Here is a 23,397-nt window from a genome sequence, read left to right on the forward strand (position 1 = left end):
TTGTCCATTTTTTGGATGAGGTTGATTGATATGAATAGCATTACTAATGAATGGATGAAGTACTGGGAGAGTCGGAAGGACGCGTTTTCTTCCGAATGTCTCGCAGAGTTGCAGCGATTCGAGACGGCCGCCAGCGACCCTCAAGGCACCCAACAAGACGTGCTTCGAGACGTGATCTCCGTCAGTAAGGATTCTCTGCATTGGCAAGAGTGCGGATACTCAGGCGTGTCGGGAGTCGATGACTATCGCAGCACGTTGCCGATCATGCGCTACGACGATTTCGTCCCCCTTATCGATCGCGAGATTCGTACAAAAGGTGGAGTGCTGACCTGCAGCCCGGTGATGCGATGGCTCAAAACAAGCGGGACGACTGGTACGCCGAAGCGAGTGCCCTATACGCTGCATTGGGTATTGAACTACCGGATACCGGCAATGAAAGCGATGTGGGGAACCTACAGTCGGCTCCACCCGGAGCTTTTGTCCAATCCCTATGCGACGCTCGATACGCAGACCGTTCGCGAGAATGCGCAGGACTACATCCATGGTGTTCCGTTCCAGGCGGTCAGCAATCGTCATCCACGGATGAATAGCATGGATTGGAATCCGCCGTGGTATGAAGCGCCTTGGTTTTGCGAGAACGCTCCGGTTTCCTTCGAAGACAAGATGTATTGCAGGGTTCGGCACCTCGTGGGAAAGGACCTATATTTCATCAACGCCATTAATCCGAGCACGTTGCTTTCGCTTCGAGACCACATCGGCGCCAGTAAGGAGAAGCTGGTTGCCGATGTCAGAAATGGGACGATCGATGGACAGCCATTGTGCAACGCGGATCCGCACGAGGCCGATCGGCTCGAGAAGGTTCTTGCGAACCCAGGCTTCACGTTGAAGGATATTTGGCCGACTTTGGGTTTGTATGCATGCTGGCTGTCGGCATCCGCTGGCTTGTATCAACAAGCACTGGAAGAAATCTTTCCGGGCGTCGCGCGGCTGCCGTTCATGAGCTGCGGAACGGAAGGGGTGGTTACGATTCCGGTCAGCGAAGACGCATATAGCCAGCCGCTCGCGATCAATCAGGCGTTTTTTGAGTTTGTGGAAGACGACGTGCCCTTGGGAGAACTGGTAGAGCGTGGGGAGAAACCACGGACGCTACTGGCCCACCAACTGACGGCGGGAAAGAACTATCACGTGATCATGTCTCAGGCCAACGGGCTCTATCGTCTTTGGACTGGAGATATCTACCACGTAGATCGCGTGGTGGATGGCACGCCGTGGATCCACTTCTTGCATCGCGACGGCGTATTTCATTCGTTTACCGGTGAAAAGCTGACCGAACATCAAGTCACCGCCGCATTGAGACGAGGCTTTGCGGCGGCGGACAGGCAGATTGGTCTTTATCTGTGCGGCCCACGTTGGGGGCAGCCGCCGAGCTATGTCGTCGTGGCCGAGGCCCGCGGCGCCGATGTCACGCTTGGCGCGACCCTCTCGCGGCATGTCGAAAGTGCCTTACAAGACATCAGCATCGAATACGAATCCAAGCGCGTGTCGAATCGCTTGGGGCCAATCGAGGTCCATGTGGTTCCGGAAAACGGCATCCAGGCGTTTGTCGAGAGAAAGCGCCAGAAAGGAAACGCGAACCAATACAAGTACAAACCGTTCCAGAAAGATACGGAATTTCTCGGCGAACTGTCAGGCCAGTAACTACTACCGGAACATCAGATCATGCTCGAATTGAAGACACATCCCTCCAATGTGCGGAGGGAAATCAGGAAGATTCGTCGCGGCCCGACGGAGCTCGCCATGCACGCGTGGCTGCCCGAAAACCCCAAGGCAGCAGTGTTCTACTTTCATGGGTTGCAGAGCCATGCTGGCTGGCTGTGGGAGGCCGGGCGCCAGTTTGCAAACAACGACGTGTCGGTATTCGTTCTGGACAGGCGCGGGAGCGGGATAAGCGATGGAGATCGAGGCGACATTCCGCCGGCGGAAGTGGTCGTAGCCGACTATGTTGCTGCCCTGAAATGGGTTCGTGAATTCGTCGGCGACGATACACCTCTTTGCTTGTTTGGCCACTGTCTCGGCGGGTCGTTCATGGCGGCCGTGATGCATCACCCGTCATTCGACGTCCCGTACGATGCGGCCATATTTTGTTCCACTTGGCTTGGAAAGTTGCATGCAAGCTTGCCCAAAAGCGAACTGGAGAAGATTGCGGCAGAAAGCAGCGATGAAATGTGGGATGCAGGGTTGCGTTCTTCGGATTTCACCGACTCCCGACAATATCAAGCATTCATCGACGAGGATGATCTCGCGATCAGGGAGATCACCAAGAGATCGAGACGATCGCTGATTGAGATTGAGCGACTGTACGTTGACGCTCAGGGGGATTTGCCTTCGGTTCCGATGGCGTATGTGTCTGGAACATCCGATCCGATTATCGACCTCGAAAGCGCCCACAACGCCTTCTTCAGGATGACGCAATCTCGCGGGTCGGTTCTGAAGTTGCCGACCCACAAGCACTATCTTTTCTACACCGAGGTCAGGCGTGAGCTGATTGACTGGGCGTCAGCGTTCGTTCTGCTTCAGGCTCGAGAAGTCTATGCATGATGTCCGCGTCTATCACGTGCAGCAGCCCATGCGGGTTGGGTTCGGCCATCCTGCAGCCATGCGCACGACGTCCGAAAGCGTGGTGCTGGAACTGGATCTCTCGGGTTGCGTGGGTCTTGGCGAATGCGCGCCGCGAAGTTACGTCACGGGCGAGACGTGCGTGACTGTTTGTGATGCGTTGAGGAGTCTTCCGCTGGCCCGCATCGTCGACGAATTGCTGAGCGAGTCGCCGAATGACGTTCTCTATCGCATCAAACGACTGGGTATTGAGGTCGCCTTCGATTTCACAGCAGCCAATAACGTTGTATGCATCGTGGAGCTTGCGATCCTTGACTGGATCGGCAAGCGGACCCGGGTTTCATTGGATGCGATGTTGCGTAATGGTGCTTCTTTGGCCGAGAGCAGCGCGCCAATCAAGATATCGCAGGTCCTTGATCAGAATCTGACAGTCGAGGATTTCTTGCGGGAGCGAGGTCCGTTTCATTTTGTCAAGATCAAGGCTCATCGTGATAGAGCGAAAGATCTCGAGACCGTGACAAAGATCAGAAGGGCCATCGGGGACGACACACCGATCGTCATCGACGCCAATATGAGCTGGAGTCTTGTCGAGGCTGTCGAGCACGTGAGAAAGCTTCGTGAAGCCGGACTGACGATGGTTGAAGAGCCGTTCGCGAAGAGATCCTGGACCGAATTGCATGAGCTGCGTGTTCAGACGGGGATCTCGATCATGCTCGATGAGTCGATCTCAACGTTAGATGATCTGCGGCGCGCGATAGGTAGCGACAGTTGTGATGCGGTGAATGTGCGCGTGTCGAAATGCGGAGGGGTACTCCGGTCGATCGAAATGATCGAGCTCGCCAAGAACTTCGGTATCCAGTTTCAGATCGGTGTGCAGGTCGCCGAATGCGGGCCGCTGATCCAGGCCGGAAGATTGCTCGCTTCCCTGCACCGAGATGCAATTGCGGTGGAGGGAGGGCAAGCCGATCGCTTCTTCGACAGCATGATCGTTTCTCCTGAGCTGAGCTTTGACAGGGCAAGAAGCATGGTTCCGCCACCAGTCGGATTCGGGTTGGGACTATCGACTTCGACGGAGATTTCCAAGTATCTGGCTTTCGGTTACAGCCGAGCAGCCGATGAGTGGGCCGCGACATCCCACTATACCGAGGTTTGACATTCGATATGAAACGCTATTTTTCCGATCTGATCGTAGACTTTCTCAAACAACAAGAAATCGAGTACGTCGCCTTCAATCCCGGTGCCTCCTTCCGGGGAATCCACGACTCATTGGTGCATCGAGAGGATTCGCCCGAGATCCTTATGGCATGTCATGAGGAGATTGCGGTAGCCATGGCACACGGCTATTACAAGGCTTGCAATCGACATATGGCAGTGTTCCTGCATGCGAACGTTGGGCTTCTGCACGGGTCAATGGCGATCTTTAATGCATGGTGCGACCGGGTGCCACTGTTACTGATTGGTGGTAACGGGCCGATTGATGCCGCAAAGCGGCGACCTTGGATTGACTGGATCCATACGTCACAAAACATTGAGTCCGCCGTGAAGGATTTCGTCAAATGGTGCGATCAACCAACCAGTCAGAGGGCAACAGTCGAGTCGCTTTATCGAGCCTTCAAGTTGATGAACACGGAGATGCACGCCCCGTGCTACGTGGCTATCGACTTTGACGTTCAGGAACAAGAAGTCGAGAGTGCGGCGCAACTGCTGCCGCCGTCCGCGACCACCCCTAGCAGGCTGCCGGCAGCCGATGCATCCTTCATCGAGAATCTGACAGAAAAGCTGCTGTCGGCGCGCATGCCGGTTCTGATCGTTGATTTCAGTGGGCGAGATCCGGCAACCGTCGCACCGCTCATCTCGTTGGCGGAACAGGTCGGGATGGCGGTGATCGATCGTGGTAATCGATTCAATTTTCCCAATGTTCACCCGTTGAATGTGTCCAACGCACCACCGGACATGCTCAAGGAGGCCGATCTGGTGTTGGCGATCGAAGTCCAGGACCTTGCCGGTGCTTTGGGGGAATTTCTTCCCGTAACCGACGGTATGCCTGCTATTGAGGATGTCACCGTGGTTACGTTGAGCACGAGCGACACGTTGCCAAGCAAATGGGCTGCCGACTATCAGCAGTTTGTTCCGGTTAGCCTGGGTGCGATCGCCGACACTCGCACAACCGTTGAAGCATTGGAACGCGCCGTAGCTGATACCGCCGACAGACACGCTCGTCCTGAACGGGAAGAGAGAGTTCGCGCATTGACGGTACATCATGAGCGTGCGCGGAGGGAATGGGACACCGGCGCACGGCAACTTCGCGCCGAAGACAACGAGATCCATGTCGCGACGGCAGTGCGAGAAGTATTCCAGGTGGTGAAAGACAGAGACTGGATACTCGCGAATACGGGGAGTCTCACCATCGATGGCTGGGTCAAGAAGCTATGGGATATTGAACGACCGGGTTCCTATCTCGGCCTGAACGGTGGTGCCGGATTGGGGTACGGGCTGGGCGCATCCATCGGGGCGGCAATCGCGCATCGTAGCGATGATGTCCTATGCATCGACCTGCAGGCGGATGGTGATTTTCTTTATACACCCAGCGCACTCTGGACATTGAGTTCGTACGACGTTCCGTTGCTAGTTATCGTTATGAACAACAGGTTGTACCTGAATTCAACGCAGCATGCTGAACGTATCGCGAAGGCCCGGAATCGCGTTGAGGACCTGTCACACGTTGCGACGAGTTTCTTCGAGACACCGGTCGATTTCGTCAAGATCGCCGAAGGGTTCGGAATCAAGTCGTTTCCTCGCATCGATCGAGCAAGCGAAATCGAGCAAATTGTCGGTGAGGCTGCACATTACGTTGTGACTCAGCGCAAGCCTGCACTAGTCGAAATCCTGATGAAGTAAGCCCAGTGGCTGAAATCGAAAAATCACCGTCCAAAAAAGGGCTATGAAATGACTATCAAGTTTATGGAAGGCGTACTCCGCGGAGAGCGTTTTGTGGGATTTGTCGAGTCAGGCGTGACACTGCCGAACGAGATCTATCGAATCTCGCTGGCAAAACTGTGCGAAGCGACTGGCGGCACGACTGATGGGGCCGTTGCGAAAGAGTATCTGTTGAAAAGCGTGTCGTCGGTGAAATTTTCGGATCAAGACATGATCGACTTTTCGCCGTTGCCGCCGCTCTTCCCCGACGCGGCAGGGGACGCGGTGGCCAGCGGATTCATGCAGACCCACAACGTCAAGATCGAATCCGCGCGCGACGACCATGGTGAGATTGTGTTGCCAAATTGGTTTGTCAAGGGGCTGGGATCATCCGTGAAACTGTCCGGTCAACCACTGCGCGCACCCAAGCAGGCTCTGGCACTGTGCGAAGAAGCTGAGGTCGTCCTCGTCTACCGCAGCAACGCAGATGGGCGGCCGGAATACTGTGGTTACACATTCGGGAACGACCTGACGGATATCGGCCGCTTCAAACGGAATCCGGGCCATCTCGCATATGCAAAGCTATGTGATGCTGCTGTTTCCAGCTGGTTCCATATCGCCCCACCACCGCAAAGCGTGCAGGGTGAAGTTTCGATCGAGCGCGACGGTACGGTCGCTTGGAACGGAAATTTCAAGACGGGACTGAATGCTCTCGGCTACCGCTTGGCGGATATGGTCGATCATTTGTTTTCCTACTCGACGCTGAGCCACCCGGGGCGAATTCATTATGTGTTCATTGGTGCCGATCGGAGCAGCTTTCATGCTGGCTTCAGCATAAAGGAAGGCGATCGAATCGTTCTGAACTTTGCCAGTCACGACGTAGTTATTTCGAATCAGATTCAGTTCGCCTAGTTGCCATCGAGGCGGCCGTATGGCATAGAAGCCGGGCAGAGTTTCGACCGGCTTTCGTCTGGTTGTTTTCGGTAACAGGCGATCGAGCTACTGCCAGCGACGCTCGCATTTGTTTCTCCGTTGATTGACAGGCGCACGCTTGTTGAACTATTCGGCCTCCTTGATTTTCGTTGCATCGTGCGACGTAGCGCTTTTTTCACAAGTAGAAAGGAAGCAACATGCTCGAAGAGCAATACATCAGGAATGCTTTCCCTGACATAGCGGCCGTGCCGGTACCTCTGCTGACCTCACTGTCGCTCCCGCTGGACCAGGCGGTATCGGGATTGCTCGACAATATGCTGCTCGAGGAGCAAGCGGAATTGCACCCGGAATGGGAGGAAGTCTTCCTGCAGCGTGTGCGCGATACGCTCGAGCGTGCGTTTATTGAGCGCGACACGGATGCTGCAAATGCAGTTCATCGAACGTTGTTCCTGCTGTATGAACTACACGTCGTCGACGGCACGTCGCCACGTGCCGCCAATCAGTTCAATCCATCGCTGACGCGTGTGCGTCGGTGTATCGAGCGGGCGTGGCTCGACAATGAAATGCGTCGCGTCGGTGATGAATGCCCGGCACATCTTGACGGCTCAGCACTTACGCAGAGGCTCAAGCGCTTGTGGGCGCAACATCCGGTCGCGTCGCATCCGTTGTTCGATTTTCTGGAAAGGAGCGCGTCGCTCGAGCAGATCGTCGCATTCTTCAAGAGTGACAGTGCGTTGAATATTCGCTTTTTCGATCTGCTGGTGTATTCAATGATCGGATCGCGTGAAGGAGTGCGCCGCGAGTTGGCGCAGAATTTCTGGGACGAATCGGGACGCGGCGACGCCGCGCGCAGCCATGTGACTCTATTCCGGAGCTTGCTCAGCACGGTCGGAGTGAGTAGCGCGTCCGACGACCATGCCAGCGAACTTGGGTGGCAAGGATTGGCGGGTTACAACCTGTTCATGCTGTCGAGCGTGAATCGGCAGCATTACTTCAAGCTGCTGGGCATCATGGCAATGACCGAATTGCTTGACCCGTCACAGTACGAAAAGTTGGCGCGCGGGTGCCGGCGTGTCGGGCTAGGTCGTGGCGCTGAGCTTGACTACTACGACGAGCACGTGACGATTGACGTGATTCATGGGGAAGGATGGCTGTCGAACGTCATTGTTCCAATCGTCGACGAAACGCCGACCGTGGCGAAGGACATCCTGGTGGGCGCGTCGCTGAGAATGGCAACCTGCAATGACTATTACGATGCGCTGCTGGCCCGGTTGATCGAAATGGGGCAACAACAGGAGGGCGAGCAGGCTTCGATGGCTGCCTGATACGTGTCATAGCATGGCGACGGGGGCTTGAACCGCGTGCAGCAGACACTCCGTTGCTTGCCATGCTTCGTTGGCGGCATTGGTCTTGTCGCCGATCACGGCGGCTAGTGTCGCGCCGTCGAGCAACATGACGACTTGGCGAGCCGTCGATTCGATCGACGTTGCGGGTACAAGATCACGCAACAGGTTCTGGATGAAGAGACGGAGCTGAACTTTCTGTTTGGTCGAGATGCGAATAATCTCGCCTGGTTCGGCGTGAAACTCCGAGAGTGCACTGGTGAACATGCAGCCCCCAAAGTCGCGTGCATTGAACCAGCGATCGTGCCAGGAAAACACTTCCCTTAACCGTTCAATCGGTGTGTTCCGGCTAGCAACTGCACTGGCCATCGAGCCCAGTGCACTGTGCGCGCGCTGAGTCAGAACCTCGGAGATCAAATCGTTCTTGGTCGAGAAGTATCGGAATAGCGTCATCTTCGCCACTCCTGCTTCTTCGATGATTCTGTCGATCCCGACGGCGTGGTAGCCGTATTGCGTAAATAATCGTGTCGCCGTATCGACGATCGCCTGACGTTTTGAACTTGTGGCCATGCGATGCTTTCCCCAACCTGATCGTTTCACGATTATAGCGGCGCGAGACCATCCGATGGGGCGTGGGTTCTGACTATCCCAAGCAGTTGAGTGGTGTTGTTATCGGACCGCTTACGGTAGGCCTTCAGCCCCTTCGTCGAACCGAAACATGTCAGCCTCCCGAACATCTGGATCACCGTAGGCAAGTCGTCGACAATCGCCTCGCCAAGATCAAATTCGACTCCATTCGATAGGCGAACATGTAACGAGAGCACCACCAACGACCTGTTCGGTGGCAGTACAGGGAAAACGACGGACACGGTCGATGACGTGGGGCCGACAGGGGAAAAAGCCCGCCATTCGCTCACCGGAACACGACGTGATGGGCCTTGGATGTCGATCGGTACGCCGTCGGTCACCATCGGGGCCGGTCCCGTTGGTGTTTGCAACGTATGCTGCTGATGGTGCGAGATCTGTTCAGCAGTCTTGTAGTCGAAGGTTGGCAGCGGCTCATTGCGATACCAGAAGAGCGTGCTTCCTACGTCTTCGGAGATATCTGTTGCAACTCGGATAATCCGGATCGCTTCTCGAAGGTACTTTTGCACGTTCCCAAAGACGTCTGTTCCGGGAATTTCCGCGTCCAGGCCCAATCGGTGCGACTCCGCCGGCGTTCTGGAGGGCTGCTCCGTGGTCCATGATTCCATGAGCAAGCAGCAACAATCTCTTCCTCGCCGCCCTATAACTCTCGAGTGATCGCCTGCCTAGACTTGAGTCATCGGTAACGAACAAGGTGTTCGAAGCCAGACAACCAGACAAAGTCGGAGGTAAGTATCATGAAGAACCTGATTCAAGCCGTTGTTGTTGCTGCCGCCCTTGCTGCTCCGGTCGCCGTTTTCGCTCAGAGCAGCGCGCCGCTCACTCGCGCGCAAGTCCGCGCCGAACTGATCGAACTGGAAAAGGCGGGCTACAACCCGGCAGTCGGCGAAGACCCGCACTATCCGGAAGACCTCCAGGCTGCCGAAGCTCGCGTGGAGCAACAACATGCGCTTGCCCGTGCGCAAGGTGTCGACAACAGTGGTATCGGCAAGGACGCGCAAGGCGCCGTTGCGTCGGGCAAGCCTGCGAAGGTGGTGGCCCCGCGTGCCAATGACGAAATGAAGTCGCTGTATCGCGGTCACTAAACGCCGATTGAACGGCGCTGCCTGCGAGCGGGATGCCGTCCCCGGCGGTCCCGCGTCAAACCCGCGGCTCGCTATTTCGATCCTTGCGCGATCGTTGCAATAGCGAGCCGATCCCAGTTCGATAATTCGAGCGTCGTGCCCGGGCTGGCGGCCGGGCACGTTTCGTCGAGCCGTGTGCGTCACCCCCATCGTCGCGGCGAACGGCCTCGATGCGCTTCCTGATATGCCTCCGAGGAGGTGCAGTCCGTCCGGATGTAGACGCCGCCGAGTCGGGTTAGAATCGCCCGCCCGATCCTCTACGCCTTCCCGAGACGAAAACCGTATGGAATTCCGTCAGTTGCGCTACTTTCTCGCGGTGGCCGAGTATCTTCATTTCACCGAGGCCGCCGAGTTTCTCGGCATCGCGCAACCCCCGCTCAGCCAGCAGATCCTCAAGCTCGAACGCGAAATCGGCACGCGCCTTTTCGTACGCCATCCGCGCCGGGTCGAACTGACGGACGCAGGCCGGCTGTTCAGGGAGCGCGCGAGGCGTATCGTCGAAGAAGCAGAACTGGCGCTCGCGGAAGCGCAAAACGCCGGTCGCGGCGAAAGCGGCCGGCTCGTGCTGGGGTTCGCCGGCTCGATCGTGTTCCATCCGCTCGTCGCGTCGCTGATGCAACGTTACCGGCGCGACTATCCGGGCGTGCTCATTCACTGCGAGGAGAGCAACAGCCCGGCGCTGGTCGACAAGGTGCTCGAGGCACGTGTCGATGCGGCGTTGGTGCGTTTGCCGGTGGATTGCCGGGACCTGGCGGTGCAGCCGCTCGTCGAAGAGCGGTTTCTGGCGGTGTTGCCGTCCGGCCACCGCCACGGCGGCGAGCCGGTGCTCGCGTTGCACGCGCTGTCCGACGATCCGCTCGTGCTGTTTCCGCGCGCGATCGGCCCGGCCTTGTATGACGCGATCATCGGCGCATGCTGGACGGCCGGCTTCACGCCGGCCATCGGAATGGAGTCGCCGCAGATTCCGGCCGCGGTGAATCTGGTCGCGGCGGGGTTCGGCGTCACGCTGATTCCCGAGTCGGTGCGTCAGGCGCCGACAGGCGGCGTCACATACCACGCATTGCAGGGCGAACCGCTCCGATCCCCGATCGCGCTCGTCCACCGGCCAAGAGAAAAGTCGCCGGTGATTCATCACCTCGTACGGGCCGTTCGCGCGCTCGCTCGCGAAACGGCCGACCGCACGGCCTTGCCGTGACGGACCTCGCCGACGGCTGGTGCTGTCGCTAGCAGCCGTGCGCCAGCCGGCGTAACGCCGCAGGCCGCGCGTGCGCCGTCTCCGGGCGGGCATGGCGTTTCCGTCTCGTCCCCGCCATCTCCGTGCTTCCGATGCTTCGCGCGTGCGACGCTGCCCACGGGTGTCTTCGCTCGTGCGGCGCGGCACGTGCATGTCTTCACGCGCGCGCCGCGCACCCTCACGTGCCCCGTGGACCGCTGCGCCGTACAACGATCGATATGCATTTCGTCTTGAAGTCGCGTCCGCGCGATATTGGACTTCACCGGCTCGCACGCCTAGCCTTACGGGATTCGATCGGAGTGCGGTTCGGCGGTGCGCCGGCCGCCGCGGCGCCGTTCAGTCCATTACCCGCGCGCATCGCGATGCGCGGCCAACAGGAGAATTCACGTGTCAACCGTTTCAGGCGAATCGTCTTCGCCGCCGACGCCGCGGAACAGGCGGCAGGAGGCGTTCATTCATTCGCTGACGGAAATCGTCGGACACCAGGAGGTGCTGACGAAGGAGCCGGATACCCGACGGTACCGGACGGGCTTCCGGTTCGGCGATGGTCGGGTCCTGGCGGTGGTGCGGCCCGGTACGCTGCTCCAGCAATGGAAGGTGCTGCAGGCCTGCGTGGCCGCCAACGTGATCGTCATCTGCCAGGCGTCGAACACCGGGCTGACCGGCGGATCCACGCCGGACGGCAACGGCTACGACCGCGATATCGTGATCGTCAGCACGGCCCGGATCCGGACGGTCCACGTCATCAAGGGCGGCACGCAGGTGATCTGTCTGCCGGGCGCGACGCTCGATCAGCTCGAGCAGACGCTGAAGCCGCTCGGGCGCGAGCCGCATTCGGTGATCGGCTCGTCGTGCATCGGCGCATCGGTGATCGGCGGTGTCTGCAACAACTCCGGCGGCGCGCTCGTGCAACGCGGGCCGGCTTATACGGAGATGGCCCTCTTCGCGTGTGTCGGCGCGGACGGGCGCCTGGCGCTCGTGAACCACCTCGATGTCCGTCTCGGCGCCGTCCCGGAGGAAATCCTCGCGCGCCTGGACAAGGGCGAGTTCGCGGAGAAGGACATCGTCGACAGCGGCGCGTCCGCGTCCGATCACCGCTACGCCGAGCACGTGCGGGACGTCGATGCGGACACCCCCGCCCGTTACAATGCCGATCCGCTGCGGCTGCACGAAGCGTCGGGCTCGGCGGGCAAGGTCATGGTGTTCGCGGTGCGCCTCGATACGTTTCCGATCGAGGCGGGTGCGAAGGTGTTCTATATCGGCACCAACGACATCGACGAACTGACCGACATCCGCCGCCACGTTCTCACGCAATTCAGCCGGCTGCCGATCTCGGGTGAGTACCTGCACCGCGATGCGTTCGACATCGCGGAGAAGTACGGGAAAGACACGTTCCTGATGATTCATCACTTCGGCACGCAGCGCATGCCGATGTTGTTCGCCTTCAAGAGCAAATGCGACGCGTGGTTCGACCGGCTCGGCTTCCTGCCCCGGCATCTGAGCGATCGCGTGATGCAGGCGGTCAGCCGCCTGTTCCCGAAACACCTGCCCAAGCGCATTCGCGACTACGGGAAGCGATACGAGCATCACCTGATGCTCAAGGTGTCGGCCGATACCGCCGACGAAGCGCGGACCTACCTGACCTCGTTCTTTGCCCGGCATACGGGCGCGTTCTTCGAATGCACGCCGGCGGAGGGTGCAAAGGCGTTCCTGCACCGGTTCGCGGCCGCGGGTGCGGCGATCCGTTACCGCAACGTACACACCCGTGAGGTCGAAGACATCGTCGCGCTCGACATCGCGCTGCGCCGCAACGACCGCGACTGGTTCGAAACGCTGCCGGACGAGATCGACGCGCCGATCGCGATCAAGCTGTATTACGGTCATTTCCTCTGCCACGTCTTCCATCAGGACTACATCGTCAGGAAGGGCAACGATTGCCTCGCGCTCGAACACGCGATGTGGAAACTGCTCGACGCGCGGCGCGCCGAGTATCCGGCCGAGCATAACGTCGGGCACCTGTACCACGCGAAGCCCGCGCTCAAGGCTTTCTACGAAGGGCTCGACCCGTGCAACTGCTTCAATCCGGGTATCGGCCAGACGTCGAAGTTCGCGAACTACCGCGAAGCACACGACTGATTCGACGCGGGGCGGCGCGCGCGTGTCGTTCGAACCGGCGTGTGCGGCCCGCGTCAGCCGGTCCTTCCTGCCGTCGATGGCCGGCCACGTCCGCCGCTCCTTCTTGCGCCGAGCGTCGCCGGTCGAGCCGACGTAGCGGGCATCGCGTGGCGTCGTTCCAGGTGGCCATGCCGAACGTTGAACCTGCAAACCCGTATCAGGAGTCGCTGCATTGAAAGTTGCCTTGTTCATCCCGTGCTTCATCGACGCATTTTTTCCCGACGTCGGCATCGCGACGCTCGAACTGCTCGAGCGCCTCGGCTGCGACGTCGACTATCCGCTCGACCAGACCTGCTGCGGCCAGCCGATGGGAAACAGCGGCTGCGAAAAGCAGGCCGCGGCCACCGAGAACTTGTTCGTCAGCAACTTCGCCGGATATGACTACATCGTCGCGCCGAGCGGTAGCTGCGTGCATCACGTTCGCGATCACCTGAGCGCGGCCGACCAGACGCCCGGCGCGATCGAGGTCCGGCGCAATACATACGAGCTGGTCGAGTTCATTCACGATGTGCTGCAGGTTCGCGAATTTCCGTGGGCGGAATTTCCGCACAAGGTGGGCCTGCACAACAGTTGCGGGACGCTGCGCGGCCTGAAAACCGCCAGCATGTCCGAAATCAACGGCCCGTTCTTCTCGAAACCCCTGGCGCTCCTGAAGGGCGTGAAGGGCATCGAGTTCATCGAGCCGGATCGTCCGGACGAATGTTGCGGCTTCGGCGGCACGTTCTGCGTGTCGGAGGAGCCGGTATCCGCGCGCATGGGGGCGGACAAGGTGCGCGATCACGCGCGCAACGGCGCCGAGTACATCGTGTCCGCCGACTCTTCTTGCCTGATGCATCAGCAGGGCTGCGCCGAGCGTCTCGGACTCGGCCTGAAGTTCATCCACATCGCGAGCATCCTGAATGGGGCACCCGAATGAAACGCATCGACCATGCCGGTTACTCGAAGAAGTTCATCGCGGACGAAAAACACGTCGAATTCCATGACAAGCGCCTGTGGGGCCTGCGCACTGCGCGCGATGCGGCGGTGCACGCGATTCCCGAGTGGGAAACGATGCGCGCGCTCGCGTCGGCGATCAAGGAGCATACGCTCACGCACCTGGCCGACTATCTCGAGCAGTTCGAGCGCAATGCCGTCGCAAACGGCGTGATCGTGCATTGGGCGAAGGACGCCGAGGAGCACAACCGGATCGTCTACGGCATTCTGCACGGGCGCAACGTGCGCACGCTCGTGAAGAGCAAGTCGATGCTGACCGAGGAGTGCGACATGCGCCCGTACCTGGAGGCGCGGGGCATCGCGGTCGTCGAAACCGACCTCGGCGAGCGGATTCAGCAACTCGACGACGAGCTGCCGTCGCACATCGTCGTGCCGGCCGTGCACAAGCTCGCGACGGACGTGGCCCGGACCTTCGCGGACTCGTTCGGCACCGATCCCGCCGAAAGCAGCATCCCCCGGCTCGCCGAGGCGCAGCGACAGGCCACGCGCCCGCTCATCCTGGCGGCGGAAGCCGGCATGACCGGGTGCAACTTCGCGGTGGCGGAGACGGGCGGCATCACCGTCTGCACGAACGAGGGCAACGCCGACCTGAGTGCCAACGTGCCGCCGCTGCACATCGCGTCGATCGGCATCGAAAAGCTGATTCCGAAGCTCGAACACCTGGGCCTGTTCATCCGCATGCTGTCGCGCAATGCGCTCGGCGCACCGATCACGCAGTACACGTCGCATTTTCGCGGCCCGCGCGACGGCGGCGAAATGCATTTCGTGCTGGTCGACAACGGCCGCTCCGAACGGCTCGCGATGGACGATTTCTGGTATTCGCTCAAGTGCATCCGGTGCGGCGCCTGCATGAATACATGCCCGGTCTACCGGCGCAGCAGCGGCCTGAGCTACGGTGGCGTCTACTCCGGGCCGATCGGCGCGATCATCAACCCGACCTACGACCTGAAGAAATACAGCTCGCTGCCGTTCGCGTCGACGATGAACGGCAGCTGCACCAACGTCTGTCCGGTCAAGATCAACATCCACGAGCAGATCTACAAATGGCGGCAAATCGTTGCCGAGCGGCACGCGCTGCCATTCGTCAAGCAGGAAGCGATGAAGGTGGCCGGCCAGGTGCTTTCCAGACCGGCGCTCTATCGCGCGGCGATCAAGGGGGCCGCCGGCGCGATCGCGACGTTGCCGCGCGCGGTGCTCTACAACCCGCTCAACGCGTGGGGCAAGCAGCGTGAACTGCCGGAGCCGCCGACCGAAACCTTCCGTGACTGGTATCTGAAGAGGAACAAGAAATGAGCAGCCGCGACCTGATTCTTTCCCGCCTGCGGGGCGCCGGACGGTCGCCGCAACCGCTGCCGGCGGTGCCGTTGTTCGATCGGGATTTGCCGCCCGCCATCGACGCGTTCAAACGATCGCTCGACCGCGTGGGCGGCGTCTGGTGCGACGCGCCCGCGGACGGCGACATCGAAGCGCTGATCCGCGCGCGCTTTCCGGATGCACGGACCTTCTGTTCGGCGGTGCCCGAAGTGGCCGGCACGCGGCGCATCGAAGCGGTCGAGCGTCCGCACGATCTGAACGATGTCGATGTCGGGATCGTGCGTCCGGCGTTCGCGGTCGCGGAGACCGGCTCGCTTTACCTGAGCGACCGCGAGTATCGCGTGAACGCGCTCGGGTATCTGTCGCAACATCTGGTCGCGCTGCTCGATCCGGCGCGGATCGTCGGCAACCTGCATCACGCGTATCACCGCAGCGAGTTCTTCGATGCGCGCTACGCGTGCCTGATGAGCGGCCCGTCGGCGACGGCGGACATCGAAGGCGTGCTGATCCGTGGTGCCCAGGGCATCCGGTCGCTGACCGTGATCCCGGTCCCGCTCGCGGGCGCGGCGCGATAAGCGGTCGGGAGGGAAACATGGGCCTTGTCTCGACCGCCCGCGACCGGGTACGGCGCTTTTTCAGTCTCGGACGGCGCCATCTGCCGATCGCGGAAGCGCTGCGGGGCGGCCTGATCTGCGTCGTGCCGGCCGTGGCCGCGGCGCAACTGCACATGCCGATGCTGTGCTGGTCGGCGATCGCCGCGTTCTGGACCTGTCTCGCCGACGAGTCCGGCCGCCCGGCAGCGGAGCGCCTGGCCAAAGGCCTGTGGTTCGGCATGCTGGGCGCCGCGGCGTCCGCGATCGCGATCGCGACCCACGCACTGCCGGTGCTGTCGATCGTCATCGTCGGGGCCGTCGCGTATCTCGGCGCGTCGGCGCGCAAGCGGGGCGCGGCGTCGGGCCTGCGCGGCATTCTGACCGCAACCGCCTGCGCCGTCGCCGCGTGCTTTCCGGTGCATGGCATCGCGTCCGCCGCGCAGTACGCGCTGTTCTACTTCGGCGGGTGCGTCTGGGCGGCGTTGGCGGGCATCGGCCTGTGGCAGACCGACGGCAGCGCACGGGCGCGTATGGCCACGATGGCTTTTCTGCACGCGATGGCGACCTTCGTCGAACGGCTCGCGCGTGCTGCGAACGGCGATCTTGCGTCGCTCGAGAGCGGCCGTGCGGCATTGCGCTCGCGGCTCGACGCGATGATCGCCGCGTCGGCGAACCGCCGCGGCGGTCTTCCGCCTCTCTGCAGGAAGTGGGTTGCCGATGCGGAGCGGGCGATGGCGTTGCTCGCCGGCCTCGAGTCGCGCATCGCGGCCGCCAGCGTCGGCGAGCGGCGCGAGGCCGCCGCCGTGCTCGCGCCGGTTCTCGCGCAACTCGCACGTCTCGTCGAAGGCTGCGCCCTCGCCGGTGACGCGGCGCAGGCGCTCGCGCGCGACCGCGCCGGGCTACTGGATGCGCTCGCGCGCCGTGTCGCGCAATACCGGAACCTGCATGACGACGAGCGATCGGCCTGGTTGCGCGCATGCGAAACGTTGATCGCGCGATTCGGGGCCGTGCTGCTGCAGCCGGTGAGCGACGAGATCGCGCCTGACGACGCGGCGCGAAACGAGCCGGCAAAGGGGAAACCCGCGGGCGGCGCGGGCCGGCTCGTCGCGCTGCGCAACGAGATGGCCGCGCCGAACGTGTTCCATCGCTACGCTTCGCGTCTTGGCGTTGCCGCGATGATCGCCGTCGCATTGGCGCGCATCTCCGGCGTGCAGCAGGGATACTGGCTCGCGTTGACCACGATGTTCATCCTGCAGCCGACGCTGTCGCAGACGGTGAAGCTGTCCGGACTTCGCATCGGCGGTACGTTGCTCGGCGCGGTGCTGGCGTCCATGTTGTCGCTGCTGGTCCATGATCCGTTGCTGCTGGCATTGGCGATCCTTCCGCTGGCCACCGGCACGCTCGCGGCCCGCAGCGTGAGCTACGTGTCGTACATCCTGTTCCTGACGTCGCACTTCATCCTGGTCGCGCACCTCGGGACGCCGGTCGGCCCGTCATGGATGCTGGCTGCGCTGCGGGTCGGAAACAGCCTCGCCGGCGTGCTGGTCGGCGTGATCGTCAGCCTGCTCGCATGGCCGGACCGCGAGCATCACCGCATCGGCGAGGTCGCCGATCACGCGATATCGGCCACCGCGACCTACTTGCGCGCGGTCGGCGACGACGATCCGGCGCGTGCCCGCGCCGGCCGGGGCTCGCTGACCGCGCTGCGGCGACGGGCGTGCGTTGCGATCGATATGCTCGATGCGACCATCGCGGCGACGCGCTTCGAATCGATTGCGGCGGACCCGCGCACGGCGAGTGCGAGCGTTGCGATGCAGCAGATGAAAGCGCTGGTGGGCGTGCTCGCGCCGGTCGAGTATCTCGACGATACCCTCGACGCGATCGACCGCGCGGCGATTGCCGCGACGGCGCGCGAGGCAGGGCGACTGATCGCCGGCGAGCCGCCGGCCACCGCGCACGGGGCGCGGCCGGCGGGCTCGAGCGGGCTCGACCGGGTGTCGGGGCACGCGCGCGAGATCCAGCGGGAAGTCGCGGAGCGCGCGTGGATCGTGCACGTATTGCGCGCGCGCATTGCGACCGGACAGGGTGTGCCCGAGCGTCGCCACGCGGAAAGGGTGCCCGGCCGTCCGTCGACCCCGTCCAGGCAGAACGGATGAGACGACGGATTCGGGCGTCCGTGCGCTGCTGCATCGTCGCGCTGTGTGTCCCCGCCGCCGCGCGTGCGCAGGGCACCGTGGCCCTGTCCGGCCTGATCGACGGCGGGATCGCGTTCGTCGACAACCTCGGCAGTCGCCACGGCGACGCGCATGCGTTGCAGGCGAAATCGGGTGACGTGAACGTGAGTCGGTTGACTCTTTCCGGCAACGAGCCGATCGGCGCCGATCTCAACGTGGTGTTTCTGCTCGCGAGCGGCTTTTCGGTCACGAACGGTGCCATCGGCCAGCAAGGGCGTCTGTTCGGCTTCCAGTCCTACGCGGGGCTTGCATCCCGCAGATACGGCACGGTGACGGTCGGCCGCCAGTTCGATTCGACGCTGCAGCTCGTGCAGCCGTTCGCGCTGGGCGGAACGCCCTTCGGCGGAGTCGCGTTCGCGCATCCGTTCGACAACGACAACCTGGCGAACTACACCCGCAGCAACAACGCGGTGAAGTACACCAGCCCGCTACTCGACGGCTTCCGGTTCGGCGCGACCTACGGATTCTCGAACGCGGCGGGCGGCTTTGCGGACAACCGCGGCTACGCGCTGGCCGCCACCTACGAGCGTGGCGCGTTTGCCTTCGGCACGAGCTATCTGGCATTCGACCACGAAGGCAATCTCCCACCGGCCAATGCCGACGGCATGGAGCCGGCCGGTGCGCCGTTCAACGCGGCCCGGCAGCGCACCGTCAGCGCGGCGGCCGCCTACACGTGGGGCCGGTTGCGGATCTCGGCCATCGCGACGCGAACGCGGCTCGACGAGGCAACGTCGATCAACAACGTCGCCGATACGCCAGTCGTGCTGCACGACGCGGACATCACGTTCCGCAACGCGGAGGTCAACGCGCGCTATGCGCTGACGCGCCGGTGGACCGTGGCGGCGGCCTACACGTTTACCGTTGCGTCGTTCGACGGCCCGTCCGGACATGCGCGGCCGAACTGGCAGCAAGCCGGAATCATCGGGATCGATGCGCTGTCACCGCGCACCGACGCGTATGCGGAAGCGCTGTTCCAGCACGTGAACGGACTTGACGGAACCGGCATCTCGGGTGCGCAGATTTCGAACTTCTCGCACGCGTCCGGTGCGAATCAGCTGGTGCTGGCCGTCGGCATGCGACATCGGTTTTGAGTCGGGCGAGGGCTCGGTGTAAACGCGATCGAACGATGCGAAGCCGCTGCACGAACGGGGCGGGCGCTCGTTCTGCAGCAGGTCTTCGGCGGAGAACGGGTTGTGATCGATCGAGTCTATCTCGATAGAACCTGTCCCGTCGAATGCTACGGTCGGCATTCTGCCGAAGAGGGCGGGTCAGCATCACCGCAGTCGATCGATCGCGCTCCGAATCATTCGGCTGACGAGCTTTGTTTTTCAGAACGTACGGGAAGGCGAATGACGTCGACATGTCCCGGTAGATCGCCGGCCACGTCGCTCTCGGCGTATGAGAAATACAACACGACGAGACGCTTCATATCGAGAATACGAATTACGTGTATCGATCGAAATACGGGGTCTACCGATTCGTCGAACACTTGTGCCTGTTGCGGCACATGCGCCGTAGTCGCGAGTGCTCCGACTTGATGGCAGGACACCGACGATTCGCCGTTGCCATGTCTGTCGCGGAACCCGGGGCGCTGGCCGCTTGTATGCGGTTCCGAAACGAAGCACGTCACCCCCTTGAGCAGCGGATCGTCGTACGCGGAAATTCCGATATGGATCCCGTAGCGCTGAGAGTGAGTAGGTATGCGCGCCAATTCTTCAGCAGTGGCAGTTGGCGCGGCGAGCATCGCAAAAACCGTGGAAGCAATCCACATGGCTGTTCGTACGTGATCATCGCGGGAGTCCTCAACTGATCATCAAGCTCGTTTCGCCCGCTGTTTGTGGCGTCGAGGCCGATTTGATAACCAGCTTTAGGTTTCTGCGTGCGTCGATCGCTTGATTTGAGTCAAGGTCGAACTGGTGGGCGGCAGGATGCTTATGGCGAGAGCAGCGAGATTCGTACGCGTAATCTCCGCGGCCGTCCCGCATCGTTCGTATCCGGGCAATAACGGATGCAAAAGATGCCATGTGCAATCGGAGATGATCATGTGGGCGCAGAATCGTCGGCGCGCTGTGCACATCGATATGCCTTCTTGCCATGCCCACACTCTCCCGGAGCGCGCCCGTTCATGTCATCCGGAGTTGCGCGGATGATGACCGCGTCGAAACGTCAATCGACGTTCGTTGACGAGTGCACGCCAATTGAGCTTCATCAACGCGAAGACGAAGCCGAGCAATACCAGTTGCGTGACGACGAAGTATCCGCCGAGGTAAGTGCCTTCGAGCTGAGATTCCACATCCAGCCGGGTCGACGCAAAGCGGCCGAGGAGCGCCCAGATCGCATAGGTCATTGCGCGGCCGATGAAGAACGCCACAGCGATGATCTTGAGCGGCAACCCTGATAGTCCATACGCGATGAACAGATAGTTCGATGGAAGCGGGCTCAATGCATAGAAAAAGAATGCGCTGGCGGTCAGCGTCTTGTGCTTCCGCAGCCAGTGTGTGGCGATGTCGATATTCTCGCGATCGGATTCCCGTATCCAGCGGGACCGCACGAGCGACCTCGCGAAGGTAGCCAGAATGACGCGGCCCGTTGTCGCAGCGCCAGCCGCGACGACAGCAAAGATCAATGGATTTCCGGTAGGCAGATTGAACCCGACCCACGACATCGCCATCCAGGTCGGAGGGGCGAACGCCGGTATGAGATTCAGCAGAAGAATCACGAGGAACAGCACGGCCAGCGTTAGCACGATATCGACTCCAGGCCATCCGGCATCATGATTCCATTTTGCTGACGAAAGGCGTCGACGGCTTGACTCACGTCAAGCAAGGCATCGTGCCCGCATTTCGCCGGAGGCGTGTCGTCCTGACCCAGGTCAAGCATCGGACGGAGGCATTTCTTAGACTGATGCAACACCATCCGCGACCGGATTCGGGTTCACCGAACACGTCCATGCACGGGGATCTGAAATATCGTCATGTCTCGAATTCCCTGGTCAATCGATTTCATGTTGCTGGTCTTTGCGGCCGTTACGCTCGCCGGTGGAGGCGTGTGCGTTGCGTTCGGCCTGCCTTCAGTCGCGCGAATCGTCTGGCTGCTCGGTACGTTGCCGGTCTTGCTCGCCCTGACTGTATCCATTGCAAAGGCCGTCGTGAAGCGGCAGGCCGGCATCGATGTTCTCGCGTGGCTGGCGATCGGGCTGGCGGTGGCGCTCGACGAGACGCTGACTGCCGCCGTCATTGCATTGATGCTGGCCAGCGGACGTACCCTCGAACAGTATGCGCAAGATCGTGCGCAACGCGAGATGACCGCGCTGCTCAGCCGTGCGCCCCGGCAGGCAATCCGATTCGAGAACGGTGAATGGCGTTCTGTCGCGCTGGAAACCATTCGCCCCGGCGACCGGCTGCTCGTGCGAAGCGGCGAATTCGTGCCGGTCGACGGCACGCTGACCAATGACGCGGAACTGGACGAATCCATGCTGACGGGCGAGTCGTCGACCCAGCGGCGAAGCTCCGGGGAGCTCGCATGCAGCGGCGTGGTGAACGCCGGTGCTCCGTTTGAAATGGTCGCCCGCGCGACGGTCGGCGACAGTACATTCGCCGGTATCGTCCGGATGGTCGAGAGTGCGCAACGCGAGCGCAGTCCGGCCGTCCGTCTTGCGGATCGCTATGCGGCATTCTTCGTGCTGGTTTCGCTGCTGATCGCGGGTATCTCCTGGCTGGTGACAGGCGACGTTGCACGCGCGCTTGCCGTGCTCGTCGTAGCCACTCCATGTCCGTTGATCCTCGCGGTGCCGGTAGCAATCGTTTCCGGCATGTCGCGCTGTTCGAAGCGAGGCGTTCTGGTCAAAGGCGGAGGCGCGCTGGAACGTCTAGCGCAAGCGACGATTCTCTTCTTCGACAAGACAGGGACGCTGACGGGCGGCCGGGCACGCATCGTTTCGATCGAGTGCGGCCCGGATGTCGGAACGCACGATGTGCTGCGTTTCGCGGCATCGTTGGCGCAAGCTTCGGGTCATGTCATTTCGGATGCGTTGACGGTCGCGGCGCGGGAACGCCACGTCGACCTTTCTCCGCCGTCGGCCGTCAAGGAAACGGCCGGCGAAGGCGTGACAGGCCAGGTCGACAACCGGACCGTCGCAATCGGCAAGTTCGAGTACGTATCCGCCCGTTCGACCGTTGTGCCCTGGAGCGACGCCTTCCTTCGGCGGGTCGGCAGCCAGGGCGGGGTTGCTGTATTCGTTGGCGTGGATGGCGCGATGATCGGCGCAATTCAAATGGCCGACCAGGTGCGGCTGGAAACGCCGAGGGCATTGCGGCTGCTGAAACGCGAGGGCGTCAAGCGTCTCATCATGCTGACCGGCGACCGGCGGGACATTGCGGAAGCCGTTGGCGAACTGTTGGGCGTAACCGATGTACGCGCGGAGCAAACGCCAACGGACAAGCTTGCCGCCATTCGGGCAGCTCGCAAGGAGGGCGTAGTGATCATGGTGGGCGACGGCGTGAATGACGCGCCAGCGCTGGCGGCGGCCGACGTCGGTATTGCGATGGGTGCGCGCGGGGCGGCGGCGTCGTCGGAGGCGGCCGACGTGGTACTGCTGGTGGATCGGCTGGATCGGCTCGTGGACGCGATGCGTATCGCCCGGCAGTCGCGCCGGATTGCGCTGCAGAGCGTGGTGATCGGCATGTCGTTGTCTGTCGCCGCCATGACGATTGCTGCGTTGGGATTCCTGCAGCCGATCGCCGGTGCGGTGATTCAGGAGATCATCGACGTCGTCGTCATCATCAATGCGTTACGGGCGTCACTTGCGCGCCCGATGTCGACGGAGGCTCGCCTCGCCGACATCGACGTCGAAAAACTCAAGAGCGAGCATTCGGCATTGGCGCCGCTGATGGACCAGATCAGGGATCTGGCAGATCGCATACCTAAGCTATCCGGCGCAATCATGGCGAACGAACTCGCTCATGTAATCGACTCGCTGGACGAACGGCTTTTGCCTCACGAACAATCCGACGACCTCGACGTCTACCCGCGTCTCGCGCCACTTCTCGGCGGCGAGGACCCGCTCGCGGCGATGAGCAGCGCGCACAGGGAAATTTTCAAGATGGTTCGGTCGCTCAGGCAGATGGTCGCGGACATGCCGGATGACGGACCGGACGCGATGCAGATGCAGGCGGTACAACGCTTGCTGTACGGGCTGGAAGCAATCGTACGCCTGCATTGTGCTCAAGAGGAGGAGCTGTTCCACGCAGTCGGAACGGATGCGTGACAAAAAGCGCG

The 23,397-nt window shown here is 61.5% G+C and carries 18 protein-coding genes and 1 pseudogene; 15 read left to right on the top strand and 4 right to left on the bottom strand.

Annotation, left to right across the window (positions count from 1 at the left end):
- Nucleotides 1-15: 15 nt before the first annotated feature.
- The 6 genes from MRS60_RS26905 (at nucleotide 16) to MRS60_RS26930 (ending at nucleotide 7,790) form a co-directional block, all read left to right on the top strand.
- On the top strand, nucleotides 16-1,698 hold the full coding sequence (locus tag MRS60_RS26905) for a GH3 family domain-containing protein (protein WP_243565898.1): 1,683 nt from the start codon (nucleotides 16-18) through the stop codon (nucleotides 1,696-1,698).
- A gap of 21 nt (nucleotides 1,699-1,719) precedes the next feature.
- Complete coding sequence (locus MRS60_RS26910) at nucleotides 1,720-2,598, top strand: alpha/beta hydrolase (protein ID WP_243565899.1); 879 nt, start codon at nucleotides 1,720-1,722, stop codon at nucleotides 2,596-2,598.
- Nucleotides 2,591-3,769 carry an enolase C-terminal domain-like protein gene (locus tag MRS60_RS26915; RefSeq protein ID WP_243565900.1) on the top strand — a complete coding sequence of 393 codons (1,179 nt, stop codon included), beginning with the start codon at nucleotides 2,591-2,593 and terminating at the stop codon, nucleotides 3,767-3,769. Before MRS60_RS26910 ends, MRS60_RS26915 begins: the two co-directional genes overlap by 8 nt.
- Nucleotides 3,770-3,777: 8 nt before the next feature.
- On the top strand, nucleotides 3,778-5,514 hold the full coding sequence (locus MRS60_RS26920) for a thiamine pyrophosphate-binding protein (protein ID WP_243565901.1): 1,737 nt from the start codon (nucleotides 3,778-3,780) through the stop codon (nucleotides 5,512-5,514).
- A 48-nt stretch (nucleotides 5,515-5,562) separates the two neighbouring features.
- Nucleotides 5,563-6,444 (top strand): FAH family protein, encoded by an 882-nt coding sequence (locus tag MRS60_RS26925; protein WP_243565902.1) that lies wholly within the window; start codon nucleotides 5,563-5,565, stop codon nucleotides 6,442-6,444.
- A gap of 218 nt (nucleotides 6,445-6,662) precedes the next feature.
- On the top strand, nucleotides 6,663-7,790 hold the full coding sequence (locus tag MRS60_RS26930; protein ID WP_243565903.1) for an iron-containing redox enzyme family protein: 1,128 nt from the start codon (nucleotides 6,663-6,665) through the stop codon (nucleotides 7,788-7,790).
- Between the two features lie 6 nt (nucleotides 7,791-7,796).
- Here the strand turns inward: MRS60_RS26930 and MRS60_RS26935 are convergent, their stop codons facing one another.
- On the bottom strand, nucleotides 7,797-8,378 hold the full coding sequence (locus tag MRS60_RS26935; protein WP_243565904.1) for a TetR/AcrR family transcriptional regulator: 582 nt from the start codon (nucleotides 8,376-8,378) through the stop codon (nucleotides 7,797-7,799).
- 449 nt (nucleotides 8,379-8,827) lie between these two features.
- Nucleotides 8,828-8,965 (bottom strand): annotated as a pseudogene (locus MRS60_RS35220) (DUF2384 domain-containing protein); the annotation flags it as partial.
- Nucleotides 8,966-9,190: 225 nt separating this feature from the next.
- Here MRS60_RS35220 and MRS60_RS26945 point away from each other — a divergent pair.
- The 8 genes from MRS60_RS26945 to MRS60_RS26980 all read left to right on the top strand — a co-directional run bounded on the left by MRS60_RS26945 (nucleotide 9,191) and on the right by MRS60_RS26980 (nucleotide 19,211).
- Nucleotides 9,191-9,538, top strand: coding sequence for a DUF4148 domain-containing protein (locus MRS60_RS26945; protein ID WP_034181451.1), 348 nt, complete (start codon nucleotides 9,191-9,193; stop codon nucleotides 9,536-9,538).
- Between the two features lie 322 nt (nucleotides 9,539-9,860).
- A complete protein-coding gene (locus tag MRS60_RS26950; protein WP_243566829.1) occupies nucleotides 9,861-10,772 on the top strand; it encodes a LysR family transcriptional regulator in 912 nt (303 codons plus the stop codon).
- 426 nt (nucleotides 10,773-11,198) lie between these two features.
- On the top strand, nucleotides 11,199-12,947 hold the full coding sequence (gene dld, locus MRS60_RS26955; RefSeq protein ID WP_243565905.1) for a D-lactate dehydrogenase: 1,749 nt from the start codon (nucleotides 11,199-11,201) through the stop codon (nucleotides 12,945-12,947).
- Nucleotides 12,948-13,158: 211 nt separating this feature from the next.
- On the top strand, nucleotides 13,159-13,902 hold the full coding sequence (locus tag MRS60_RS26960) for a (Fe-S)-binding protein (RefSeq protein ID WP_105391342.1): 744 nt from the start codon (nucleotides 13,159-13,161) through the stop codon (nucleotides 13,900-13,902).
- Nucleotides 13,899-15,272 (top strand): lactate utilization protein B, encoded by a 1,374-nt coding sequence (locus MRS60_RS26965; RefSeq protein ID WP_131946223.1) that lies wholly within the window; start codon nucleotides 13,899-13,901, stop codon nucleotides 15,270-15,272. Before MRS60_RS26960 ends, MRS60_RS26965 begins: the two co-directional genes overlap by 4 nt.
- Nucleotides 15,269-15,868, top strand: coding sequence for a LutC/YkgG family protein (locus MRS60_RS26970; protein WP_243565906.1), 600 nt, complete (start codon nucleotides 15,269-15,271; stop codon nucleotides 15,866-15,868). Before MRS60_RS26965 ends, MRS60_RS26970 begins: the two co-directional genes overlap by 4 nt.
- Before the next feature lie 17 nt (nucleotides 15,869-15,885).
- Complete coding sequence (locus MRS60_RS26975; protein ID WP_243565907.1) at nucleotides 15,886-18,042, top strand: FUSC family protein; 2,157 nt, start codon at nucleotides 15,886-15,888, stop codon at nucleotides 18,040-18,042.
- Complete coding sequence (locus MRS60_RS26980; RefSeq protein ID WP_243565908.1) at nucleotides 18,039-19,211, top strand: porin; 1,173 nt, start codon at nucleotides 18,039-18,041, stop codon at nucleotides 19,209-19,211. Before MRS60_RS26975 ends, MRS60_RS26980 begins: the two co-directional genes overlap by 4 nt.
- 212 nt (nucleotides 19,212-19,423) lie before the next feature.
- On the opposite strand, the gene MRS60_RS26985 is transcribed toward MRS60_RS26980, so the two are convergent.
- Nucleotides 19,424-19,891, bottom strand: coding sequence for a CreA family protein (locus tag MRS60_RS26985; RefSeq protein ID WP_243565909.1), 468 nt, complete (start codon nucleotides 19,889-19,891; stop codon nucleotides 19,424-19,426).
- Nucleotides 19,892-20,248: 357 nt separating this feature from the next.
- Nucleotides 20,249-20,866 (bottom strand): hypothetical protein, encoded by a 618-nt coding sequence (locus MRS60_RS26990; RefSeq protein ID WP_243565910.1) that lies wholly within the window; start codon nucleotides 20,864-20,866, stop codon nucleotides 20,249-20,251.
- A 228-nt stretch (nucleotides 20,867-21,094) separates the two neighbouring features.
- Here MRS60_RS26990 and MRS60_RS26995 point away from each other — a divergent pair, with 228 nt between their 5' ends.
- Entirely contained in the window at nucleotides 21,095-23,386 is a 2,292-nt protein-coding gene (locus MRS60_RS26995) for a heavy metal translocating P-type ATPase (RefSeq protein ID WP_243565911.1), read from the top strand.
- Nucleotides 23,387-23,397 lie beyond the last annotated feature (11 nt).

It is taken from the genome of Burkholderia pyrrocinia, assembly GCF_022809715.1.
In the GTDB taxonomy this organism is placed as follows: Bacteria; Pseudomonadota; Gammaproteobacteria; order Burkholderiales; family Burkholderiaceae; genus Burkholderia; species Burkholderia pyrrocinia_C.